Below are 20170 nucleotides of genomic sequence, written 5' to 3'. Positions count from 1 at the left end.
ACGGCCGTCACCGTACGGACAGGGCGCCGTCGATCTCTCGACGGGAGGAGATCCCCAGCTTGGCGAAGACCTTGCGCAGGTGCCACTCGACCGTACGGGGGCTGAGGAACAGGTGCTCGCCGATCTCCGCGTTCGGGTGCCCGGCGGCCGCGAGGCGGGCGATCCGCGCCTCCTGCGGGGTCAGGACCGGCGCGCCGACGGTCCTCTTGCGAACCGTCTCACCGGTGGCGAGCAGCTCACGCCGGGCCCGCTCGGCGAACCCCTCCATACCCGTGCGCCCGGCCGCCTCGTACGCCGCCCGCAGCTCGGTACGGGCCTGCGCGCGCCGGTTCCGGCGGCGCAGCCACTCCCCGTACAGCAGTCGGGCCCGGGTCTCGAACACGCCGAGCCCACCGCGGCCGAAGTGGTCAACGGCCTCGCGGTAGCGGTCCTCGGCCTGCTCGGGTGCTCCGGTCAGGGCTTCGGCGACCGCGTGCGCGCCCAGGGCCCAGGGCGTGCCGGCCCGGCTCCAGTCGGCGAGCCGCTCGCGCGCCCCGGCCGCCACAGCCGGCTCGCCGGCCCTGGTCGCGGCCTCGACCAGCTCGCCGCACGTCCAGACGTGCACCACGAGGTCCTGGTACTCCCCGCCCCGAAGCGCCGCTTCCATGGCGAGCGGATAGTTGCCCAGGCCGTTGTGGAGCACCGCCCTCGCGCACGCGGCTACGCCGACGAGTCGGCCCAGGCCGCGCTGCTCGCCCTCGTGTTCCATCGCCTCGATCGCTTCCAGGGCCGGTCGTTCCCGCCCCTGGTACGCGCTGATCAAGGCCGCCGAGGCCGTGCGCGCCACCGAGCCGGTGACCTTGTCCAGGGCCGCGGCCTCGGCCAGCAGGTCGCCCGCTGGGGAGAAACGCCCCGCGAAGCCCAGCGCGGACGCCTGGTAGGGCAGCGCCGTCGAGAGGAGCGACAGGGTTCCCGTCCGGCGTGCGAAGCGGACCGCCCGGCCGCCGATGTCCAGCCAGCCCTGGAGATCGCCCAGCTCCGCGGCGGCGTTCGCGGCCGCCCACAGGACGGACGGATCCTCCTCGTCGGTGAGGGAGCGCAGCGCCCGTGCCAGCTGCGGGAAGACGGCAGCCGGCCCGTCCACGCTCCGGGCGACCAGGGCCCTGAGGAAGACTCCCGCCGGCTCGTCGCCGGGCGGCAGGTCTCGAGCGGCCTCGGCGACCCGGCGCAGTGCGCCTTCGTCGTACCGGCCGACCCAGATGGCCGCGTCGTACGCCGCGAGGCAGGTCTCCCGCGCGAGGGCCGGGTCGAGGTCCCTGAGCCGACCCGCCGCGTCGAGCAGCGGCTGCACCGCGCCCCTCCCCGAGTCGGTCATGGACGACGCCTTGGCCCGCAGCCGGTCGGCATGGGCCTGCTGCAGCCGGTCCAGCGGCCCCAGCTCCGCGGCGGCGAGCAGGTCGGGCACCCGGGCCGGCACGCCCGCGGCGACATGGGCCGCCGCGGCCGCCAGTGCGCGCCGCGCCCGCGCCTCCGGGCAAGGGGTGAGCGCGGCGGCACGTTCCAGGAAGGAGGCGGCGGCCGCCCGGCCGCCGCGTGCCAGGGCCCGGTCGGCGGAGCTCTCCAGTGCGGCCGCCACCTGTTCGTCCGGCCCGACCGCGGCGTGGGCCCGGTGCCAGGCCCGCCGGTCGGGGTCGCGCTCGGCGTCGGTGGCCTCGGCCAGGGCCGCGTGCGCCGCATGCAGCGCCGCGGCATCCGCGCCGCGCCACACCGCCGAACGCACCAGCGGGTGCCGGAACCGCACGGCGGCTCCCAGGGTGATCAGGTCCGCGGCCTCGGCCGGCGCCACGGCCTCCGGCCCGATGCCCAGCAGACGCAGGGCGTGCCACAACAGCGGCCCGTCGCCGACCGGTTCGACCGCCGCGACCAGCAGCAGGGCTCGGGTGTCGGCCGGCAGGGCGTCGACGCGCCGGCGGAAGCCGTCCTCGAGCCGGGTCGCCAGCGGGCCGGCGCCGGGCCCGCCGAAGCCGAACGCCAACTCCGCCGGCGACAGGCCCCGGGGCAGCTCCAGCAGGGCGAGCGGATTCCCGCCGGTCTCGGCCACGATCCGGTCCCGTACCCGGGCGTCGACCGGCCCCGGCAGCACGCCGTCCAGCAGCGCCCGGGCGTCGGCATCGGCCAGCCCGCCCAGCGGAAGGTCCGGCAGACCGGAAAGGCCCTCGTCGTCCGAATTCCCGTCGGTGATCCGCTCGGCGAACACCAGCGCCACCGATTCCGCGTCCAGCCGGCGCCCGACGAACGCCAGGATTCGCCGGGACATCAGGTCCAGCCACTGCGCGTCGTCGACCAGGCACACCAGCGCGGACCGGGCCGCCGCCTCGGCGAGGAGACCGAGGACCGCGAGCCCCACCAGCAGCATCTCGGGCGGGTTTCCCGTGCTCAGGCCGAACGCGACCCGCAGCGCTTCCTGCTGCACCTCCGGCAGCCGGCCGAGGTGCGACAACAGCGGGGCGCACAGCCGTTGCAGGGCCGCATAGGCGAACTCGGCCTCGGCCTCGACACCGGCCGCGCGTACCACCTGCCACTGCCCCGCCTGCCCCGCCAGGTGGTCGAGCAGCGCCGACTTGCCGACACCCGCCTCACCCCGCAGCACCAGCACCCGGCTGCGCCCGTCGCGCACCTCGCGCAGCAGACGGTCCAGCACCTCCACCTCCCGGGTACGCCCGATGAGCTGGTGGTTCGCGGACTGCGGCATGGCACCTCCGGGGAGAGTTCCTCCCGGAGGAGCTGCACCCATCCTACGAAGGGCGGAGCCGGCCGAGTCGCACGGGTTCCGTCACGACCGGCGCGCGGCGGTCAGCCGGCGGCACGCGCGGTGGTGCGGGGCCCGGCACCACCGCGCCGTGTCACCTCAGCGTCCTGAAGGCGGCGCGGAGTTCTTCGGCCAGGAGCCGCGGCTGGTCCCGGACGGCGAAGTGGCCGCCCCTGTCGACCTCGTTCCAGTGGACTCCTTGTGTCGGAACGGGATGTGAGGTGTTCCGCCCGCCGTCGGGCGTCACCGGCCTACCCCGGCGCCCCTCGTGACCGGGGCTTCGAGGCCTCCGTGCGAAGAGGTCGCCGAGGGCCGTACCGCCCTGGTCCGGATGGCGTCAGGCCGGGACCACCCGGTAGCTCAGCACCGGCCACGGCAGGTTGAACTGGGCCAGCGAGCCGGTGGCCCACGGGGTGGCGCCGGAGCAGCCCGCGCCGGAGTACAGCACCACGGACGCGGAGCCGGAGGCGACCTGGACCGATCGGGCGGGTGCCGCCAGCGTGTGGCACGTGCCGAAGTCGTCGAGGTCGACCGCGGTCACCGCGCCGCTCCCGCCGGTGCCCGAGTAGAGGCGGGCGCCCGGCTGCAACGGAGGCCAGCCGGCGGCGTGTGCCGTTCCGGCACCGAGGCCGGTCAGGGCGGTGACGACCATCGCCGTGGCGGCCGAGCCGCGGAGCATGGCCCTGGGTGTGAACATGTGAATCACCTTTCCGTGTGTGTGATGGTGCCGCCGGAGGGACCGGGCCCGGTTCTGCGCCCGGAACACCCGGCCACTGCCGGCGACCGCTCCGGCGCTGTCGGACAGCGGGCTGCTGATGACGGGAGGCACAGACGGGTCGCCGCCTTCGGGGCGGACGTGTGCTCTCCATCATCGGCTCGGTACTTCTGTTCCACATCGGTCATTTGACGGTGCGTCCGCTCTTTTCTGGACTCCTCGTCCAGCCCGAACCAGGACCGCTCACCCCGGTCTCGGCTCACCGCCCGACGTGGCCGACGCGGTCAACCGGTCGGCTCCCGCCGTCAGATGACCGATGTGCCGACGCGTGGCGGTGAAGCACGCTTGGACCCGCGGGCCCGCTCGACCCGTCGCGCCCCTCTGCCGGAACGCACCGTTCGACGGCCGCGCTCGTCGTCCGCGGCCTCGTCGCCGCCGGTACGGGATCCGGCAGGCGGCCGGTCCCGCGGGCAACACCAACCCCAGCGCCGTCACGGCCCGTCGCGGCGGCCGGCAAGGAGAAGACGTGAACAGCAGCCAGCTCTTCGACGGTGTCGCACACCCCCGGCAGCACACCTCTCCCGCCCCCGGTCGCCCGGGATCACCGCTGCGCGACTACGTCCTGTGCAGCCTTCCCGCCGCCCTCGGCGACCTTTCGGCGGGGCGCCTGACGTACCATCAACTCGCCTACACCCAGGAGCGAATGCTCCGGAACGTCACTCCGCAGTGCCTCTCCGAGGACGACGAGCGGACCGCGCGTCTCCTCCAGCTCGACCTGCTCTTCCTGCTCAGCGGCTACGCGCCCGCGGGGCCGCAGGCCGCACCCCGCGCCCTGGCCGAGCTGATATCCGCCCAGTGCGGCAGGTTCCCCGCCCTGGATCCCCATCTGAGCTATGAGCTCCTGATCGACGTCAACTGCGAGGAACACCGGCGCAGCGGGGACATCCGGGTGTTCTCCGCGGGCCGGGACGCCCCTCTCGAACGGGACTTCTACCTCGGCCACCACCTCTCCGAACCATGGGCCAAATCGGCCGCCTACGGCCTGCGCTCGCTGGTCCTGCCGACGGCCGCCGCCCGACCGGCCGCGGTCCTGGACGACGTCGTCGAGTACCTCGCGGAGTTCACCCGGTACATGGCCAGGTACCGCAAGCTGTCCCAGCAGGCGTTCAACCGGTTCCGCCCCTACCACATGGGGCATCCCGGCGGCCCGCGCGGCGCGAGCGGTGCGTTCATGCCCAGTGTCCACCTCCTCGAACTGGCCCTGCTGCCGCCGTCGAAGGAGTACGGCGTCTTCCTGGACCAGTCGATGTCCTACTTCCCCTCGTGGTCGCGGCCCGCCATCGCACGGTGGCGCGGCGATTCCATCCGCGGGGCGAACGTGTCCCAGCGGCTGCGGGAGGGACGGCTGGTGCTCGACCGCGCGGGGCGCGCCCGGCTGGTCAGGGTGATCGACAAGTTCGTGGACTTCCGGATGGCGCACCTGGGCGTCACCCGGCACGCGCTCCCCGAGGCGTTCCGGGAGCGGACCGGGCTGACCCGTCGCGGTATCAGCGAGCAGGGCGGCGAACACGACATCCTGGACGGCCGGGACCCCGGCACGTCGGGGTTCAGCGTCCGGCACGTGCTCACCAATGCGGTGTACCGGCTCCTCGCGCTTCGCGCCGATCTCATCCGCCCCGGCTCCGCTCCGGCCAACCATTAGGCAGGCAACCGATGTCAGCATTCCGTGTCGCGGTCGTCGACGCGTTCGGCACGTCCTCCGGGTTCACCGGCGCCTTCGGCGCGCTGGGCGGCGAGGTGATCCAGGTCCGGAGCACTCCCGCCCCTCCGGTCGGACTCGATCCGGTGGACGACCGGGCCTTCGGTCATGTGCTCGTCCACGACGGCGAGTTGGACGTCCTGACCGCACAACTCGCCGCGCTGGGGCCGGTCGCGGTCCTGGCCGGTCGCGAGACCGGGGTGGAGCTCGCCGACGCCCTCTCCGAGCGGCTGGGGCTGGCCTCCAACGGCACCGCCCTGAGCAGCGCGCGGCGCGACAAGTACGTGCAGATCGAAACGATCAAGGCTCAGGGCGTCCCCGGCATGCGGCAGCTGCGAACCGGTGACGAGGCCGAACTGCTGGCCTGGCACGAGGAACTGGGCGGGACCGTGGTCGTCAAACCCCTGCGCGGCTACTGGGGCGACGGCGTGTCGTTCTGCGACGCTCCGCAGGACTCGGTCGCCGCGCTGCGCGCGCTCCGCGACCGCCGCGTGGTGCTGGGCGAGCCGATCACCGAGGTCGTCGCCCAGGAGTACCTGGTGGGCGCCGAGTACATCGTGAACACGGTCAGTTGCGCGGGTGTGCACCAGCTGACCGACGCCTGGCGCACCGAGCGGATCCAGGCCAACGGGGTGCGGGACCTGGTGACCGCGCAGGTGCTGCTGCGCTGCGACGAACAGCCGGTCGGCGAGCTCTTCGGCTACGGCCGCCGGGTGCTGGACGCCCTCGGCATCCGGTACGGCGCGGCACACCTGGAGATCAAGCTGACCCCGGACGGCCCGCGACTGGTCGAGGTGGGTGCCCGTGTCTCGGGGCTGCCCTACTACACGGCCGAGGTCCTGGGCGAGGGCCAGCTGGAGTGGACCGTCGACGCCTACGTCCGGCCCGAGCGGTTCCGGGCCCGGGCGGGCCGGCCCTACCAGCGGCAGCACGCGTTCGCCTGGGCGGCACTGGTCGCTCCGGCCACGGGCCGGCTGCGGGGCTACCGCGCGCTCGACCAGCTCGAGCAACTGGCGAGCTTCCACTCCCTCACCGAGCTGGTGAAGCCCGGTGACGCCATCACCTCAACCACCTACGACCGCGAGTATCCGGTCACTCTGACGCTCAGCCACCCGGTGGACGCCGTTCTGCAGCGCGACCTCAATACGGTGCGCTACCTGGACGGCCCCGGGATGTACGAGATCACCCCGGCGGCCGATTGACAGGTTCGCCGGCCGGCAGCCGGACACCCCCGTCGACCACCGCGCCGAAGTACCGCAACTGGCGCAACTCCACACCCCTCATGCTACGACGGTAGGAGCCTGCGCCTACCCGCGATGTGATGGTTCTGTGCCCGATATCCGTTTTCTCCGGCACCCGGCACCTCCTGCTTCGGGGCCTCCTAAGTACATTTCATGCATTGGGAGTTGATGCTACTTTCCATGTACCGATGCAACTCAGGGAGGGGTTGAAGTGAAGGTCACGTTCATCCAGGTGGAGGGCACGGCAGAAGAGCTGGACGCGTCCGACGTGGGAAGGCAGCTCATCGCCGCGATGGGAGTGAGCCTGACGCCCGCCAGCCGTGCCACCGCAGGGGAGGACGCGGCGGTCGGGGGCAGATGGCAGTCGCTGCCGATTCCCGGCCTCGCGGCCGAGGGCCAGGCGGAGGTGAGGAAGATGCTGACCCGGAACCCCGCCGCGGAGCAGTTCGTCTCGTTCCTCGAGGAGACGACGTCGTGGCCCAACGCCGCGCTGCACGGGGTCAAGCGGAAGACCCACCAGGAGGGAGAACCCCTCGACTACAGCGACTACCTGCGCCTGCGACGGCAGGGAAGCCAGCTCGGCGGGTTCGCGTACGTCTACGCCGACACCGGCGTGGTCAACCTGCGGCTCAACTACGACAGCGACGCCGCGACCCTTCACGGCATCGCGCCGGACGCCTATCTCGTCCCCAAGGGCCACCGGGCCTACCGGGTGAGCGTGCAGATCACGGACGAGAACACGCTCCGCCAGGCACTCGAGCTCGCCGAGATGGCCTACAAGCTGACGTAGCCCGGGATCGTGGCGGTCAGGCCGAGCCCTGCTTGCCACCAACGTCCTTGCTTCATCCGGCAGTTCTTCGGGCGCCGCCGCGCCGAACGGCTGGGGTCAGGACCCGGCGGGCCGCCTCCTGCCGGTCGACGCGGAGTATCCGGGCGAGCCCGTCGAGCATGATGACGGGCTCGCCCTTCGCATAGCGGAGGGCCTGGCCTCAGAGGTCCCCGGCGCCCGCCGCCAGCTGCTCCCGGTCGTAGGAGTCCCGCGAGAGGGCGATGGCGTCGCGGTGGCGTTCCGCCCAGGCGGTGAGGCCCTTGAGGGAGGCGTAGAGCTCGGCGGCCATCTCGGTGCCGCGGTACTCCACCTTGGGCGGCACGGTCGCGTAGACGGTGCGTTCGATCAGTCCGTCGCGTTCGAGGTTCCGCAGTGTCAGGGTGAGCATGCGGCGGCTGATCCCGGGTACGGACCGTTCGAGTTCGGTGAAGCGGACCGGGCCGTGGCTGAGGTTGAGCAGGATGCCGATCGCCCACTTGCCGCTGATCCGGTTGAGCGCCTCCAGGACGGTGCACGCCTCGCGGGCGGGGGCCGGGTCGTCGAGGCCGCCGGTCTCGTCGATGTCCTCGATCACATCGTTGTTCCCCAGGAACATGAAAGTGCCTCCTTACGGTGGACTTGATGGTCACACATGATGGTCGCTGTAACAAGAAGTGCCCTCAGGGAGCGCGGGCGCCACCGGGCGCCCCTCCCGGGCCATTCCCCCGAAGGACTGCTCCGATGACCACGCAAGCCCCGCCGTCCCTCCAGCCTTCCAGGTCACGCTGGTTGGCACTGGGGCTCCTCTGCACCGGCAACCTGATGATCATCCTCGACGGTTCGATCGTGACCGTCGCCCTCCCGACCATCCAGACCGACCTCGGCTTCACCCAGTCCGGCCTGGCCTGGGTGGTCAACGCCTACCTCATCGCCTTCGCCGGGCTGCTGCTGCTCTCCGGCCGGCTGGGCGACCTGCTGGGCGGCAAGCGCGTCTTCAGCGCGGGCCTGGGCCTGTTCACGGTGGCCTCGCTGGCCTGCGGCCTGTCCTCCTCCTCGACGGCGCTGGTGGTGTTCCGGTTCGTCCAGGGGGTCGGCGGGGCGCTCGCCTCGGCCGTCGTCCTGGGCATGATCATCACCCTGTTCCCCGACGCCGGCGAGCGCGCCAAGGCACTGGCGGCGTACGCGTTCGTCTCCGCGGCCGGCGCCTCGCTGGGCCTGATCCTGGGCGGCGTGCTGACGCAGAGCTTCAGCTGGCCGTGGGTGTTCTACGTCAACGTGCCGATCGGCCTGGTGGCGCTCGTGCTGACGCAGAGCGTGGTGCCCGGCGGGAAGGGAGCGGGGCTGCGCGAGGGCGCCGACCTGATCGGTTCGGTGCTCGCCACCGGCGGTCTGATGCTGCTGGTCTACACGATCATCAAGGCCGAGGAGTACACCTGGGGCGACGCCCGCACGCTGGGCCTGCTGGCCGGCTCGCTGGTACTGCTGGTCGGTTTCGTGGTCCGCCAGGCGTACGCGGCCAAGCCGCTGCTGCCGCTGCACATCTTCCGCTCCCGGGCGGTCTCCGGCGCCAACGGCATCATGGTCCTGATGGTCGCCGGCCTGTTCGGCTACCAGTTCTGCACCGCGCTCTACTTCCAGAACGTCCTGGGCTACGACGCCCTGAAGACCGGGCTCGCCTTCCTGCCCGCGCCGGTCACCATCGCGATCGTCTCGCTGGGCTTCGCGGTCAAGCTGAACCAGAAGTTCGGGCCCCGCCGGGTGCTGGTCGTCGGCCTGCTGCTGGTGGCCGCGGCGCTCGCGCTGCTGGCCCGGGTGCCGAGCGACGGCAGCTTCCTCGTCGACATCGTGCCGCCGTTCGTGCTGCTCGGCCTCGGCTTCGGCGCGGCCATGCCGGCGCTGATCGGCCAGGCCATGTCGGTCACCTCGCCCAACGACGCCGGCATCGCCTCCGGCCTGGTGAACACCACCCAGCAGGTCGGCGCCTCGATCGGCACCGCCGTGCTCGCCACGGTGGCCGCCTCCCGCACCGCGACGCTGCTCGGCGAGGGCGACAGCAAGGTGGCGGCGCTCACCGGCGGCTTCCACCTCTCCTACGGGCTCAGCGCCCTGTTCGTGGCGGTCGGCGTCCTGGTGGCCGCCTTCGTCCTGCGCAGCCCCGCGGACGGCGCCGAGAGCGCCCCCGAGTCGGACCTCAAGTCTGCGGACACCCCCGTACCGCACGTTTGACGGTCCCCGTGCGGCCGTTCCGGAGGGCCTCCCGGAACGGCCGCACCACCCTGACGGCGCGTACCGCCGCCGGGGCCGCACCGCACTCGGCACCACGTCGGAGCACCGCGGCGGAGCACCGCGTCGGAACACGCCGGCCGAGCACGCCGGCCGAGCACACCCACGAGGATCCCGCCGCGAAACCCGCGGGCCCCGGGAAAGGGCCCGCTTAGGGGGACGGTCAGGGGGGTCGGATCCGGACGGAGCCAGCAGACTCGTCGCATCGTCCGCGGCCGGGTCCATCAGCGTCTCCCCCGCGGGGTGGGCGGGCCTCACGCCGCCCACCGTTCCCCGCCTCGCGCAGGATCGAGAAAGAACCCATGTACACCAGACGCCGTTTCCTCCGTCTCCCGGTCACCCTGACCGCCGCCGCCGTCATCGGCCCCGCCGTCCTCACGGCCTGCTCCGACTCCTCCGCCCCGCCTTCCGCGAAGAGCGCCGGCGGCGGCACCCTGCGCTACGGCGCCGCCGTCGAACCCGACAGCTGGGACCCGCACGCCGCGTCCACCGCCGTCACCGGGCGGCTGCTGCGCCCGGTACTGGAGTCGCTGGTCGCGATCGCTCCGGACGGGACCGTCAAGCCGTGGCTGGCCGAGTCGTGGACGGTCTCGCCCGACGGCCTCACCTACACCTTCACCCTGCGCACCGGCGTGACCTTCAGCGACGGCACCCCGTTCGACGCGGCGGCGGTGAAGGCGAACTTCGAGCACGTCACGGCGGCGAAGACGGCGTCCAAGCGGGCGGCCGGCCTGCTCGGCCCGTACCAGGAGACCGAGGTGGTCGACCCGCGCACGGTGGCCGTGCACCTGACGGCCCCCCACGCCTCGTTCCTCAACTCGGCGGGGAGCACCTTCCTCGGCTTCCACTCCCCCGTCGCGCTGCGCGACCACGCGGGCGACCTCTCCTCCGGCGGCGCGTTCGTCGTCGGCACCGGCCCGTTCACCTTCGAGTCGGTGACGCCGGGTCAGCAGGCGGTGTTCAAGCGCCGGTCCGACTACGACTGGGCCCCGCCGACCGCCGCCCACCAGGGGCCGGCGAAGCTGGAGAGCATCGTCGTGCTGCTGCTGAAGGAGGACGCCTCCCGGGTCGGCGCCCTGACGTCCGGTCAGGTCGACGCCGCCGAGCTGATCCCCGCCAACCGGCTGGCCGGCCTGCGCGGCCGCAACGGCGTCGAGGTGGTCCGCAAGGCGGTCCCCGGCGTCCCCTACACCTACTACCTCAACACCGCCCGCGCGCCGTTCGACGACCCGCGCACCCGGCAGGCCGTCCGGCACGCCATCGACTTCGCCGGGATCGTCAAGGGCGTCTTCCAGGGCGAGTACGAGCAGGCCTGGGGGCCGCTGGCGCCCTCCACCCCCGGCGCCGAGCCGTCGTTCGCCAAGCCGGCCTGGGAGTACAGCAAGGAGAAGGCGGAGAAGCTGCTGGACGAGGCCGGCTGGACCGGGCGGGACGCCGACGGCTACCGCACCAGGGACGGCAAGCGCCTCACCGCCGAGCAGCCGTACGTGCAGACCTTCGTCTCGGCCCAGAACCACACCTTCGACGTGGGCGTGCAGGACGCGCTGAAGCAGGTCGGCATCGAGCTGAAGCTGGTGCCGCTGGACTCCGCGGGCTCCATCGGGCGCACCGGCAAGGGCGACTACGACGTGTTCGCCTTCGCCTGGCAGGGCTCCGACCCGGTCCTGCTGGGCAGTCTCTACCACTCCAAGTCCCAGTTCGGGGGCGGCGGGGCGAACGGCAGCCGGGTCAAGGACGCCGAGATCGACGGCTGGCTGGACGAGGCCGAGGCGACCGTGGACGCCGAGCGGCGCGCCGAGCTGTACCGCAGGGTCCAGCGGAAGATCGTCGAGCAGGCGTACTCCTTCCCGGCCTACATCGCCACCATGGACGTCGCCCGGCACGGCAAGGTGAACGGGCTGGTCCTGGACGTCGACGCCAACACCGACTTCTACGGCATCGGGGTGGCCTGAGGTGTCGAACAGTGTCCGGCACGTGCCGCCCTGGGCCAGGTTCGTCGCCCGGCGGCTCGCGGCGGGGCTGGTGGTGGTGTGGGGGACGCTCACGGTGACGTTCTTCGCCCTCCACCTCGCCCCCGGCGACATCGTGGACGGACTGATCGGGCCGGGCGCCGCCGGCACCCCGGCCCTGCGTGACCAGGTGATCGCCGAGAACGGCCTGAACGACCCGCTGCTCGTCCAGTACGGCCGCCAGCTCGCCCGGTTGGCGAGCGGCGGCCTCGGCTGGTCGTACCAGCTCAACGAGCCGATCGAGCGGCTGCTCGGCAGCCAGCTCGGCCCGACCGTCGAGCTGGCGGTGTCCGCGCTGGTCACCGCGCTGGTGCTGGCGGTGCTGGCGGCCACCCTGACGGCCGGCCGGGGCCGGGCGGTGCGCGCCGCCGCCGGTGTCGCCGAGCTGCTGATGGTGTCGATGCCGTCGTTCTGGCTGGGCATCATCCTGCTGACGGTGTTCTCCTACCGGCTGCACGCGCTGCCCTCGATCGGGGCGGACGGGCCGGCGGCGCTGGTGCTGCCGACGCTGGCGCTGGCGCTGCCGCTGGCCGGAGTGCTCGCCCAGGTGATCCGCCAGGAGCTGGAGAGCGCCGACGGCCGCCCGTTCGTGCTGACCGCGCGCTCGCGCGGCCTGGGCGCGACGGCGGTGCTGCTGCGGCACACCCTGCGGCACGCGCTGCTGCCGCTGACCACGCTGGCCGGCTTCGTGCTGGGCAGCCTGTTCGGCGGCGCGGTGCTGGTGGAGAACATCTTCACCCGGCCCGGCCTGGGCCGGGTGCTGGCCAACGCGGTCGGCTCCCGCGACCTGCCGGTGGTCAGCGCCCTGGTGGTCATCTCCAGCGCGGCGTTCGTGGTCATCAACACCCTGGTGGACGTGCTCCACCCGCTGATCGACCCCCGGCTGCGCGAGGGAGGAGCGGCATGAGCACCGTGACCGCCCTCCTCGACCGGCCGGCCGGGGCCGCCGCCCGCCGGGGCGCGCTGCTGCGCTCGCCCGCCCGCCTGGCGCCGCTGGTCCTGCTGGCCGTGGTGGCGCTCGTCCTGGCCTTCCCCGGGGTGTTCGCCACCCACTCCCCCGCGGCGACGGACGTCGCGGCGGCGCTGCGCCCGCCCGGTGCCGAGCACTGGCTGGGCACCGACCAGCTCGGCCGGGACGTCTGGTCGCGGCTGGTGCACGGCACCCGGCTGTCGCTGCTGATCGCGGTCGGCGCGACGCTGATCGGGGTGGGCGGCGGCGCGCTGCTCGGCCTGGTCGCCGGCTGCGGCGGACGGCGCGTCGACTTCGTCCTGATGCGGGTGGTGGACGTGCTGCTGGGCTTCCCCGAACTGCTGCTCGCGCTGGTGGTGGTGGCGGTTCTGGGCGGCGGCACGGTCAACGTGGCGATCGCCATCGGCATCGCCGGGGTGCCCCACTACGCCCGGCTGGTGCGCGGCCAGGCACGGCTGGTGCTGCGCTCGGAGTACGTGGAGGCGGCGCGGGTGCTGGGGGTGCCGGCCTGGCGGTCGGTGCTGCGGCACGTGCTGCCGAACGTCGGGGGCCCGCTGGTGGTGCTGGCCTCCATCGGGCTGGGCTCGGCCATCATCTCGGGCTCCGGGCTCAGCCTGCTCGGCCTGGGCCCCGTCCCGCCGGAGGCGGACTGGGGCTCGATGGTCGCCGACGGCAAGGACTTCCTCCAGACGGCCTGGTGGATCTCGATCTCACCCGGCCTGGCCGTCTCGGTCGTGGTGGTCTGCACCACGCTGATCGGCCGTTCGCTGCAGCTGAGGGCGGTGCGATGACGACGACGACAACGGAAGCGACCGGTGCGGAGGCGACGGCCGGGGACACCGGTGCGCCGGTGCCGGGCCCGCTCGTGCGGGTGGAGGGGCTGCGGGTGTCGTTCCCCGGCGCGTCGCGGCCCGCCGTGGACGGGGTGTCACTGGCCATCGGCCCCGGGGAGTGCGTGGCGCTGGTCGGCGAGTCCGGCTCGGGCAAGTCCGTCACCTCGCGTTCCCTCATCGGGCTGGCGGGCGCCAGGGCCCGGGTCTCCGCCCGGACCCTGGAGGTGGCAGGGACGGACACCGCCGGCTTCGGCGAACGGCAGTGGCGCGCGGTGCGCGGCCGGCGGGTCGCCGTGGTCTTCCAGGACGCGCTGACCGCGCTGGACCCGCTGCGCACCGTCGGCGCCGAGATCGCCGAGGCGGCCTGTCTCGGCGGCACCGCCGGCCCGGACGTCGGCGCCCGGGTGGTGGAACTGCTCACGGCGGTGGGCGTGCCGGAGCCGGAGGCCCGGCGCACCCAGTACCCGCACCAGCTCTCCGGCGGGCTGCGCCAGCGCGCGCTGATCGCCTCCGCGCTGGCCGCCGACGCGCCGCTGCTGATCGCCGACGAGCCGACCACGGCGCTGGACGCGATCGTCCAGGCGCAGATCCTGGCGCTGCTCGGCCGGCTCAAGGCCGAGGGCCGGGGACTGCTGCTGGTCAGTCACGACCTGGCGGTGGTGGCGCAGTTGGCGGACCGGGTGCTGGTGCTGCGGCGGGGCGAGGTGGTGGAGAGCGGGCCGACCGGCCGGGTGCTGTCCGCCCCGGAGCACCCGTACACCCGGATGCTGCTGGACGCGGTGCCCTCGGGCCGCCCGCCGGCCCGTCCCGCCCAGGCCCCGGCCGAGGCCGAGGCACCGGACACCGAGGCACCGCACGCCGAGGAGGCGGCCCCGGTGCTGACCGGGCGCGGGCTGGTCAAGTCCTTCGCCCCGGGCGGGCCGAAGGCCCTCGACGAGGTCGGGTTCACCCTGCGGGCGGGCGAGGCGCTGGGCGTGGTCGGCGAGTCCGGCTCGGGCAAGACCACGCTGGCGCGGGTCGCGATGGGTCTGTCCCGTCCCGACGCCGGGGAGGTGCTGCTGCACGGGCGGCCCTGGTCGGCGCTGCCGGAGCGGCGGCGCCGGGCCTCGCGCTCGGCGATCCAGTTCGTCCAGCAGGACCCGTACGCCTCGGCGGACCCCCGGTTCACCGTGGCGCGGATCATCGGCGAGGCGCTGCCGGGACTGCGGCGCGCCGAGCGGGCCCGGCGGTGCGCGGAACTCCTCGACCAGGTCGGCCTGCCGGCCGAGCTGCTCTCCCGCCGGCCGCACCAGCTGTCCGGCGGTCAGCGCCAGCGGGTGGCCATCGCCCGGGCGTTGGCGGGCCGTCCGCGGGTGCTGGTCTGCGACGAGCCGGTCTCGGCGCTGGACGTCTCGGTGCAGGCGCAGGTGCTGGAGCTGCTGGACCGGCTGCGGCGCGAGCGGGGCATCGCCCTGCTGTTCATCACCCACGACCTGGCCGTGGTGCGGCAGGTCGCCGACCGGGTGCTGATCATGCGCGGCGGGTCGGTCGTCGAGGAGGGCGAGACCGAGCGGATCTTCGAGGCCCCCGCCCACCCGTACACCCGGGCCCTGCTGGACGCCGTCCTGCGGCTGCCCGGCGCGGACGGTACGGGCAGTGCGGACGGTACGGGCAGTACGGACGGCTCGGGCGGGGCGCACGGCGCCGACGTCACCGGCCGCGACGACCCCCGGCAGGACCCGCAGCAGGCCCCGGAGCGGAACACCGAGCAGGACACCGAACACGTCGCCGGGCAGGACGGCGAGCACGTCACGAAGTGGGAGACATGACTGACACGACGACGGACGCCGTCCCCGAGGCCGCCGAGGCGTGGCTGCGGCGGGCCGAGGAGGTCGCGGCGCTGCTGGCGCCCGGCGCCGCCCGGCGCGACCGCGAGGGCACCCCGCCGGTACGGGAGATCCGGCTGCTGAAGGAGTCCGGCCTGGTGACCCTGCTGGGGCCGGTCGAGTACGGCGGGGCCGGCCAGGACTGGTCCACCGCGTTCCGGGTGGTGCGCACCGTCGCGGCGGCCGACGCCTCGGTCGGCGAGCTGCTGGCCCACCACTACGTGTGGGTGTCGATCGCCGAGTTCATCGGCACCGACGAGAAGATCCAGCACATCGCCGAGGTGTCGGCCCGGGCCCGGTGGTTCTACAGCGGGTCCTCGAAGCCCCGCTCGGCGCCCCTGGTGATCCAGGACACCGGCCGCGAGATGCTGTTCCACGGGCGGCTGGAGCGCGTCCTGGGCCACCCGGTGTCGGACATCACCATCCTGGAGGGCTTCCTGGAGGACGGCGACACCCCGATCAGCGCGCTCGCGATGAGCGACCACCTGGGGCTGTCCTTCGAGCCCGGCGCCGAGGAGTTCGGGCTGCGGTCGCTGGCCGCCGGGACGGTGGTCGCCGACGGCGCGAACATCCCGTGGACCGGGGCGCTCGGCCACGTCGACAAGACCTTCGTGCCCCGGGTCTACAACACCTTCCTCACCCCGGCCTTCCAGCTCGCCCAGGCCAACGCGCTGATCGGCGCGGCCCGGGGCGCGCTGGACGCCGCCGCCCGGCACGCCCGCGAGCAGTGGTCGCAGGCGCCGCTGACCGAGGCCGCCGCCGCGGACGCGGCCCGGCACTACGGCGCCCTGGCCTCCGCGCTGTGGGCGGTGGAGGCGTTCGCCGACGCCGTCGGCGCCGAGGCGGACGCCCTGCACGCCCGGCGCCGCACGGTGACCGAGGAGGAGCGCGGCCGGCACGCCGTCCGGGTCGCGGCGCTGGCCGCGCAGGCCGGCGCGGCCGCCGACGCGGTCACCGCCGGCGTGCTCGGGGCGGCCTGCCCCGGCGGCGCCGAGGCCGCGGCCGGGCTGGACCGCTACTGGCGGGACACCCGGGCGCGGCGGGTGCACGAGGACGACCCGGGGCGCGCCCGCGTGGTGGGGCGCCACCTCCTGCACGGCGAAGTCCCCCGCCCCACCTGGTACGCGTGACACCCCGAGTAAGGAGCACCCCCGCATGACCAGCAGTTCCCCGACCGTCCCGCTGTCCGTCCTCGACATATCGTCCATCGACTCCGCCGGCAGCCCCGCCGAGACCCTGGTCGGCACCCGCCGGCTGGTGGCGGCCGCCGACGAGCTGGGCTATACCCGGTTCTGGGTGGCCGAGCACCACAACTCGCGCGGGATCGCCGGCTCCGTGCCGGCCGTCCTGCTGGCCGCGCTCGGCGAGCGGACCAGCCGGATCCGGATCGGCGCGGGCGGGGTGATCCTGCCCAACCACCCGCCGTACGCCGTCGCGGAGTCCTTCCGGACGCTGGCCGCGCTGTTCCCCGGCCGGGTGGACCTGGGCATCGGCCGCTCGGGCGCGGACCCGCTGCTCTCCCACGCGCTGCGCCGGGCGCCCGACGAGGACTTCCCGGCGGCGCTGGAGGAGCTGCTCGCCTTCGTCGACGGCGGCTTCCCGGACGGGCACGTCTACCAGCGGCTGGAGGCCCTGCCGGAGCCGCCGCGGCCTCCCCGGCCGTGGCTGCTGGGCGCCAGTGTGCGCAGCGCCGTGGACGCGGGCCGGCGCGGGCTGCCGTACGCGTTCGCCCACCACTTCTTCAACTCGCGCGGCACCGAGGAGGCCCTGCGGGCGTACCGGCAGAGCTTCCGGCCCTCGGCCCGAGCCGAGCGGCCGCACGCGATCGTCACCGCCTACACGGTGTGCGGGGAGACCACGGAGCACGCGCGCCGGCTGACGGCGCCGGCGCTGTTCCCGGTGCTGCGGCTGAACGGCGCCTCGCCGATCGCGCCGCTGCCCACCGTCGAGGAGGCGGCGGCGTACCCGTGGACGGAGGCCGAGCGGGCCTCCGCCGACGCGCTGCTCAGCACCCAGGCGGTCGGCGACGCCGAGGAGGTCCGCCGGGCGCTGACGGACCTGCTGGAGCGCACCGGCGCGGACGAGCTGATGGTGACCAACAACGTCACCGACGTCGAGGAGAAGATCCGCTCGCTGGAACGCGTGCGGGACCTCGCCCCGGCGCTGCCCGTCCCCGCCGGGGTCAGCCGGTAACGGCCGGGCGGCGGCGATGGGCGCGGGCGCCGAGGCTGTCGCGGATGCGGCGGTGGTGGGTGACCAGCCAGACCCGCTCGGGCTCCCCGGGCGGGCAGCGGTCCAGGGCGTGGTCGAGACAGCTGACCGCGAGCGCGTCGTCGCCCGCGGCGGCGGCCCGGGCGGACGCCCCGACCAGGGCTTCCCAGGCACGGCGCTCCATCGCCTCCACCGGGGTGCCGTCCGCCTCGGCGAGCACGATGGCGCGGTCGTGGTGGAAGGCCAGCAGCCCGGGGCGGGGCACGTCCAGCAGGGCGGCCCAGTCGGCCGCCCGCAGGTGGCGTTCGACCAGGACGCGGCCGGGCAGCTGGGCGAGCGCGACATCACGGCTGACGGCGTACCGGAAGGCGTACTCGACGTCTCCGGGGACGCCGCTGCGGCGCACCCGGCGCAGCAGTTCGCGCGACTCCAGGAGCTCCAGGCTGCGGCCGACCTCCTCGGGGTCGCGCTGGCTGACGGCCTCGACCGCGCCGCGCCACAGCGTGCCGCCGACGACGGCGGCGTCGCGCAGCACCGAGCGGGTGGTGCGGTCGAGGCCGTCGAGCTGGGCGGCGGCGACGGCGAGGACGGCCGGCGGGTGGTCGGCGCCGGCGTCCGCCGCCCGCGCGTAGGCCTGGGCGAACAACGGGTTGCCGTCGGCGAGGGCCGCGCGGCGGTCGTCGGCGGGCGTCGGGTGGCGGCGGCCGGAGGCGGCACCGATCACGGTGGCGGTGGCCGCGGTGGACAGCGGTGCCACGTGCAGCAGGACCGAGCGGCGCTTGGCGCACCCCCAGGAGGGCCTGGTGTGGAGCAGTTCGGAACGGGCGCCGACGATCAGCAGCAGGGCGACCGGGCCGAGCCGGACGGTGAGGTCCTCGACGAAGGAGCGGACGAAGTCGGCGGCGCGGTGGAGGTCGTCCAGGACGACCACCAGCGGGCGCTCGGCGGCCGCCTCCTCCAGGAACTGCCGCAGCGCGCCGAGGACTTCCTCCCGTGGGACGGCGCCGCCGTCCGGCCCCTCGGCGGAGGCGGCCGGGGCGGGCAGGCCGAGGCAGGCGGCGAGCGCGGTGACGATCGGTCCGGTGTCGGCGTGCGGGAGGAGCCCGCGCACGACGTTGGTCAGTGCGGGCAGGACGACGGCCGCCGGCGCGCCGGCGCGGATGCCCGTGTAGGCGCGGACCAGGCCGGCCAGCGGCTCATAAGGGGTGTGGGCGTCGAAGGCGGGGGTGCCCGCGTGGAGCACCCGGGGCGCGGGCGGTCCGGCGCCGTCGCGCAGCGCGGCGGCGAACTCCCCGATCAGCCGGGTCTTGCCGATGCCGGGCTCGCCCAGCACCGTGACCAGGTAGGGCAGTTGGCGGCGGACGCTGTCCTGGTAGGCGCCGCGCAGCAGGTTCAGCTCGTGGGTGCGCTCCAGGAACGGCGGTTCGGCGGGGTGCCCGGACGGCCCGCGGCCCTCGGGGCGGGCGGGCGCGGGGCGGTGGACGCCGGGGACGCCGGGGACCGGGGCGAAGCCGAGGCCGGCGCCGCCGGTCTCGACGGTGGCGTCGGCGGCCCACAGTTCCCCGCGGGGGACCTGCAGCAGCAGGTGGTGGCAGGCGTCCAGGACCTCTCCGGTGACTTCCACGGGCTCGGGCGCGCTGTCGTCGTAGGTGACCACCACCTCGCCGGTGCCGACCACGAGGTGGGTGACCGGCCGGGTGGCGGCGGCCCCGCTGCCGGGCACCGGTCCGGCCGCGGTGGCCCCGGGGGCGGCCGGTCCGGGCGCCTCGAAGTGGCGGTGCAGGGCGAGGGCGGCGCGCAGGGCCCGCTCGGCGTCGTCCTCGTGGGCCCGGGGGACGCCGAAGACGACCAGCCACACCGAGCCGAAGGCGCGGCGCACGTGTCCGCCGAAGGGCGCCATCTCGCGCCGGATGTCGGCGGTCAGCTCCTTGACGGCGTGGTCGACGCGCTCGGGGGCGAGGGCGCCGCCGTCGGCCGTCCACTGGGCGCGGACCATGACGACGCTGGCCGCGCGCCGCTCGACCCGTTCCCAGGACGCGCGGAAGGCGTGTTCGGCGGCCGGGGCGGCGGCGGTCCCGGCGCGGCCTGCGCCGCGGTCGTCGGCGCGGCTGTCGTCGGCGCGGTCGTCGGCGCGCGCGGGCGGGGCGGGGGCCGGCCGGGGGCGCGGCGGCTGCGGGGCGGCTGCGGCCGCAGGGCGGGGGCCGGCCGGGGGCGGGAAGTCCGCCGCGCCGCCCGGGGCGGTGGTGAGCCGCAGCGCCAGGGCCGGGTCGTGGCTGAGGATCGCGCGCTGGAGGCGTCGCAGGTCGCGGCCGGGCTCCAGGCCGAAGCGGTCGGCGAGCAGGTCCCGGGTGCGCCGGTAGCGGTCCAGCGCCTCGGACTGGCGCCCGCAGTTGTAGAGGACGACCATCAGCTGGGCGACCAGGCGTTCCCGGGTCGGCTCGGCCTCCAGCATGGACTCCAGTTCGCCGATCAGCTCGCGGTCCCGCCCCATCGCCAACTCGGCCTGGATGCAGTCCTCGTGGACGGCGAGCCGGGTGCCCTGGAGGGCGGCCAGCTCGGGCCAGGTGAGCCCGGCGTCGCTCACGTCGGCGAGCACCGGACCGCGCCACAGGCCGAGGGCGCGGCGCAGCAGTTCCGAGGCCCGCGTCCAGTCGCCGGCCGCCAGTCGGGCCCGGCCCAATGTGACAA

14 protein-coding genes are annotated in these 20170 nt (G+C 74.6%); 10 read left to right on the top strand and 4 right to left on the bottom strand.

Annotated elements, in window-relative coordinates:
* Positions 1 to 7: 7 nt before the first annotated feature.
* Positions 8 to 2731 (bottom strand): AAA family ATPase, encoded by a 2724-nt coding sequence (locus ACWDD9_RS27600; protein ID WP_449812999.1) that lies wholly within the window; start codon positions 2729 to 2731, stop codon positions 8 to 10.
* A gap of 394 nt (positions 2732 to 3125) precedes the next feature.
* Positions 3126 to 3485 carry a hypothetical protein gene (locus ACWDD9_RS27595; protein ID WP_449812998.1) on the bottom strand — a complete coding sequence of 120 codons (360 nt, stop codon included), beginning with the start codon at positions 3483 to 3485 and terminating at the stop codon, positions 3126 to 3128.
* 544 nt (positions 3486 to 4029) lie between these two features.
* Between ACWDD9_RS27595 and ACWDD9_RS27590 the strand changes: the two genes are divergently transcribed.
* The 3 genes from ACWDD9_RS27590 (at position 4030) to ACWDD9_RS27580 (ending at position 7293) form a co-directional block, all read left to right on the top strand.
* Positions 4030 to 5205: a hypothetical protein gene (locus ACWDD9_RS27590; RefSeq protein ID WP_449812997.1), complete on the top strand. Its 1176-nt coding sequence runs from the start codon at positions 4030 to 4032 to the stop codon at positions 5203 to 5205.
* A gap of 11 nt (positions 5206 to 5216) precedes the next feature.
* The gene (locus tag ACWDD9_RS27585; protein WP_449812996.1) at positions 5217 to 6464 is read left to right on the top strand and encodes an ATP-grasp domain-containing protein; all 1248 of its coding nucleotides are present in this window, start codon (positions 5217 to 5219) and stop codon (positions 6462 to 6464) included.
* Between the two features lie 250 nt (positions 6465 to 6714).
* Positions 6715 to 7293 carry a hypothetical protein gene (locus ACWDD9_RS27580; RefSeq protein ID WP_449812995.1) on the top strand — a complete coding sequence of 193 codons (579 nt, stop codon included), beginning with the start codon at positions 6715 to 6717 and terminating at the stop codon, positions 7291 to 7293.
* 199 nt (positions 7294 to 7492) lie between these two features.
* Here the strand turns inward: ACWDD9_RS27580 and ACWDD9_RS27575 are convergent, their stop codons facing one another.
* Positions 7493 to 7927 carry a winged helix-turn-helix transcriptional regulator gene (locus ACWDD9_RS27575; RefSeq protein ID WP_082345177.1) on the bottom strand — a complete coding sequence of 145 codons (435 nt, stop codon included), beginning with the start codon at positions 7925 to 7927 and terminating at the stop codon, positions 7493 to 7495.
* 125 nt (positions 7928 to 8052) lie between these two features.
* Here ACWDD9_RS27575 and ACWDD9_RS27570 point away from each other — a divergent pair, with 125 nt between their 5' ends.
* From ACWDD9_RS27570 to ACWDD9_RS27540, 7 genes are all read left to right on the top strand, one after another.
* Complete coding sequence (locus ACWDD9_RS27570) at positions 8053 to 9537, top strand: MFS transporter (protein WP_449812994.1); 1485 nt, start codon at positions 8053 to 8055, stop codon at positions 9535 to 9537.
* Between the two features lie 359 nt (positions 9538 to 9896).
* Positions 9897 to 11546, top strand: coding sequence for an ABC transporter substrate-binding protein (locus ACWDD9_RS27565; protein WP_449812993.1), 1650 nt, complete (start codon positions 9897 to 9899; stop codon positions 11544 to 11546).
* A 1-nt stretch (position 11547) separates the two neighbouring features.
* Positions 11548 to 12510, top strand: a complete 963-nt coding sequence (locus tag ACWDD9_RS27560) for an ABC transporter permease (RefSeq protein WP_387976121.1) — start codon at positions 11548 to 11550, stop codon at positions 12508 to 12510.
* Positions 12507 to 13364, top strand: a complete 858-nt coding sequence (locus tag ACWDD9_RS27555) for an ABC transporter permease (RefSeq protein ID WP_117486372.1) — start codon at positions 12507 to 12509, stop codon at positions 13362 to 13364. The genes ACWDD9_RS27560 and ACWDD9_RS27555 overlap by 4 nt, the downstream gene beginning before the upstream one ends.
* A complete protein-coding gene (locus ACWDD9_RS27550; RefSeq protein WP_449812992.1) occupies positions 13361 to 15214 on the top strand; it encodes a dipeptide ABC transporter ATP-binding protein in 1854 nt (617 codons plus the stop codon). The genes ACWDD9_RS27555 and ACWDD9_RS27550 overlap by 4 nt, the downstream gene beginning before the upstream one ends.
* Positions 15211 to 16401, top strand: coding sequence for an acyl-CoA dehydrogenase family protein (locus ACWDD9_RS27545; protein ID WP_074003436.1), 1191 nt, complete (start codon positions 15211 to 15213; stop codon positions 16399 to 16401). The genes ACWDD9_RS27550 and ACWDD9_RS27545 overlap by 4 nt, the downstream gene beginning before the upstream one ends.
* Before the next feature lie 25 nt (positions 16402 to 16426).
* Entirely contained in the window at positions 16427 to 17464 is a 1038-nt protein-coding gene (locus ACWDD9_RS27540) for an LLM class flavin-dependent oxidoreductase (protein ID WP_074003437.1), read from the top strand.
* Here ACWDD9_RS27540 and ACWDD9_RS27535 read toward each other — a convergent pair.
* A complete protein-coding gene (locus tag ACWDD9_RS27535; protein ID WP_449812991.1) occupies positions 17454 to 20162 on the bottom strand; it encodes a BTAD domain-containing putative transcriptional regulator in 2709 nt (902 codons plus the stop codon). The genes ACWDD9_RS27540 and ACWDD9_RS27535 overlap by 11 nt on opposite strands.
* Between the last annotated feature and the right edge of the window lie 8 nt (positions 20163 to 20170).

It is taken from the genome of Kitasatospora sp. NPDC001119, from assembly GCF_053598475.1.
This window is presented reverse-complemented; position numbering and strand designations above follow the sequence as displayed.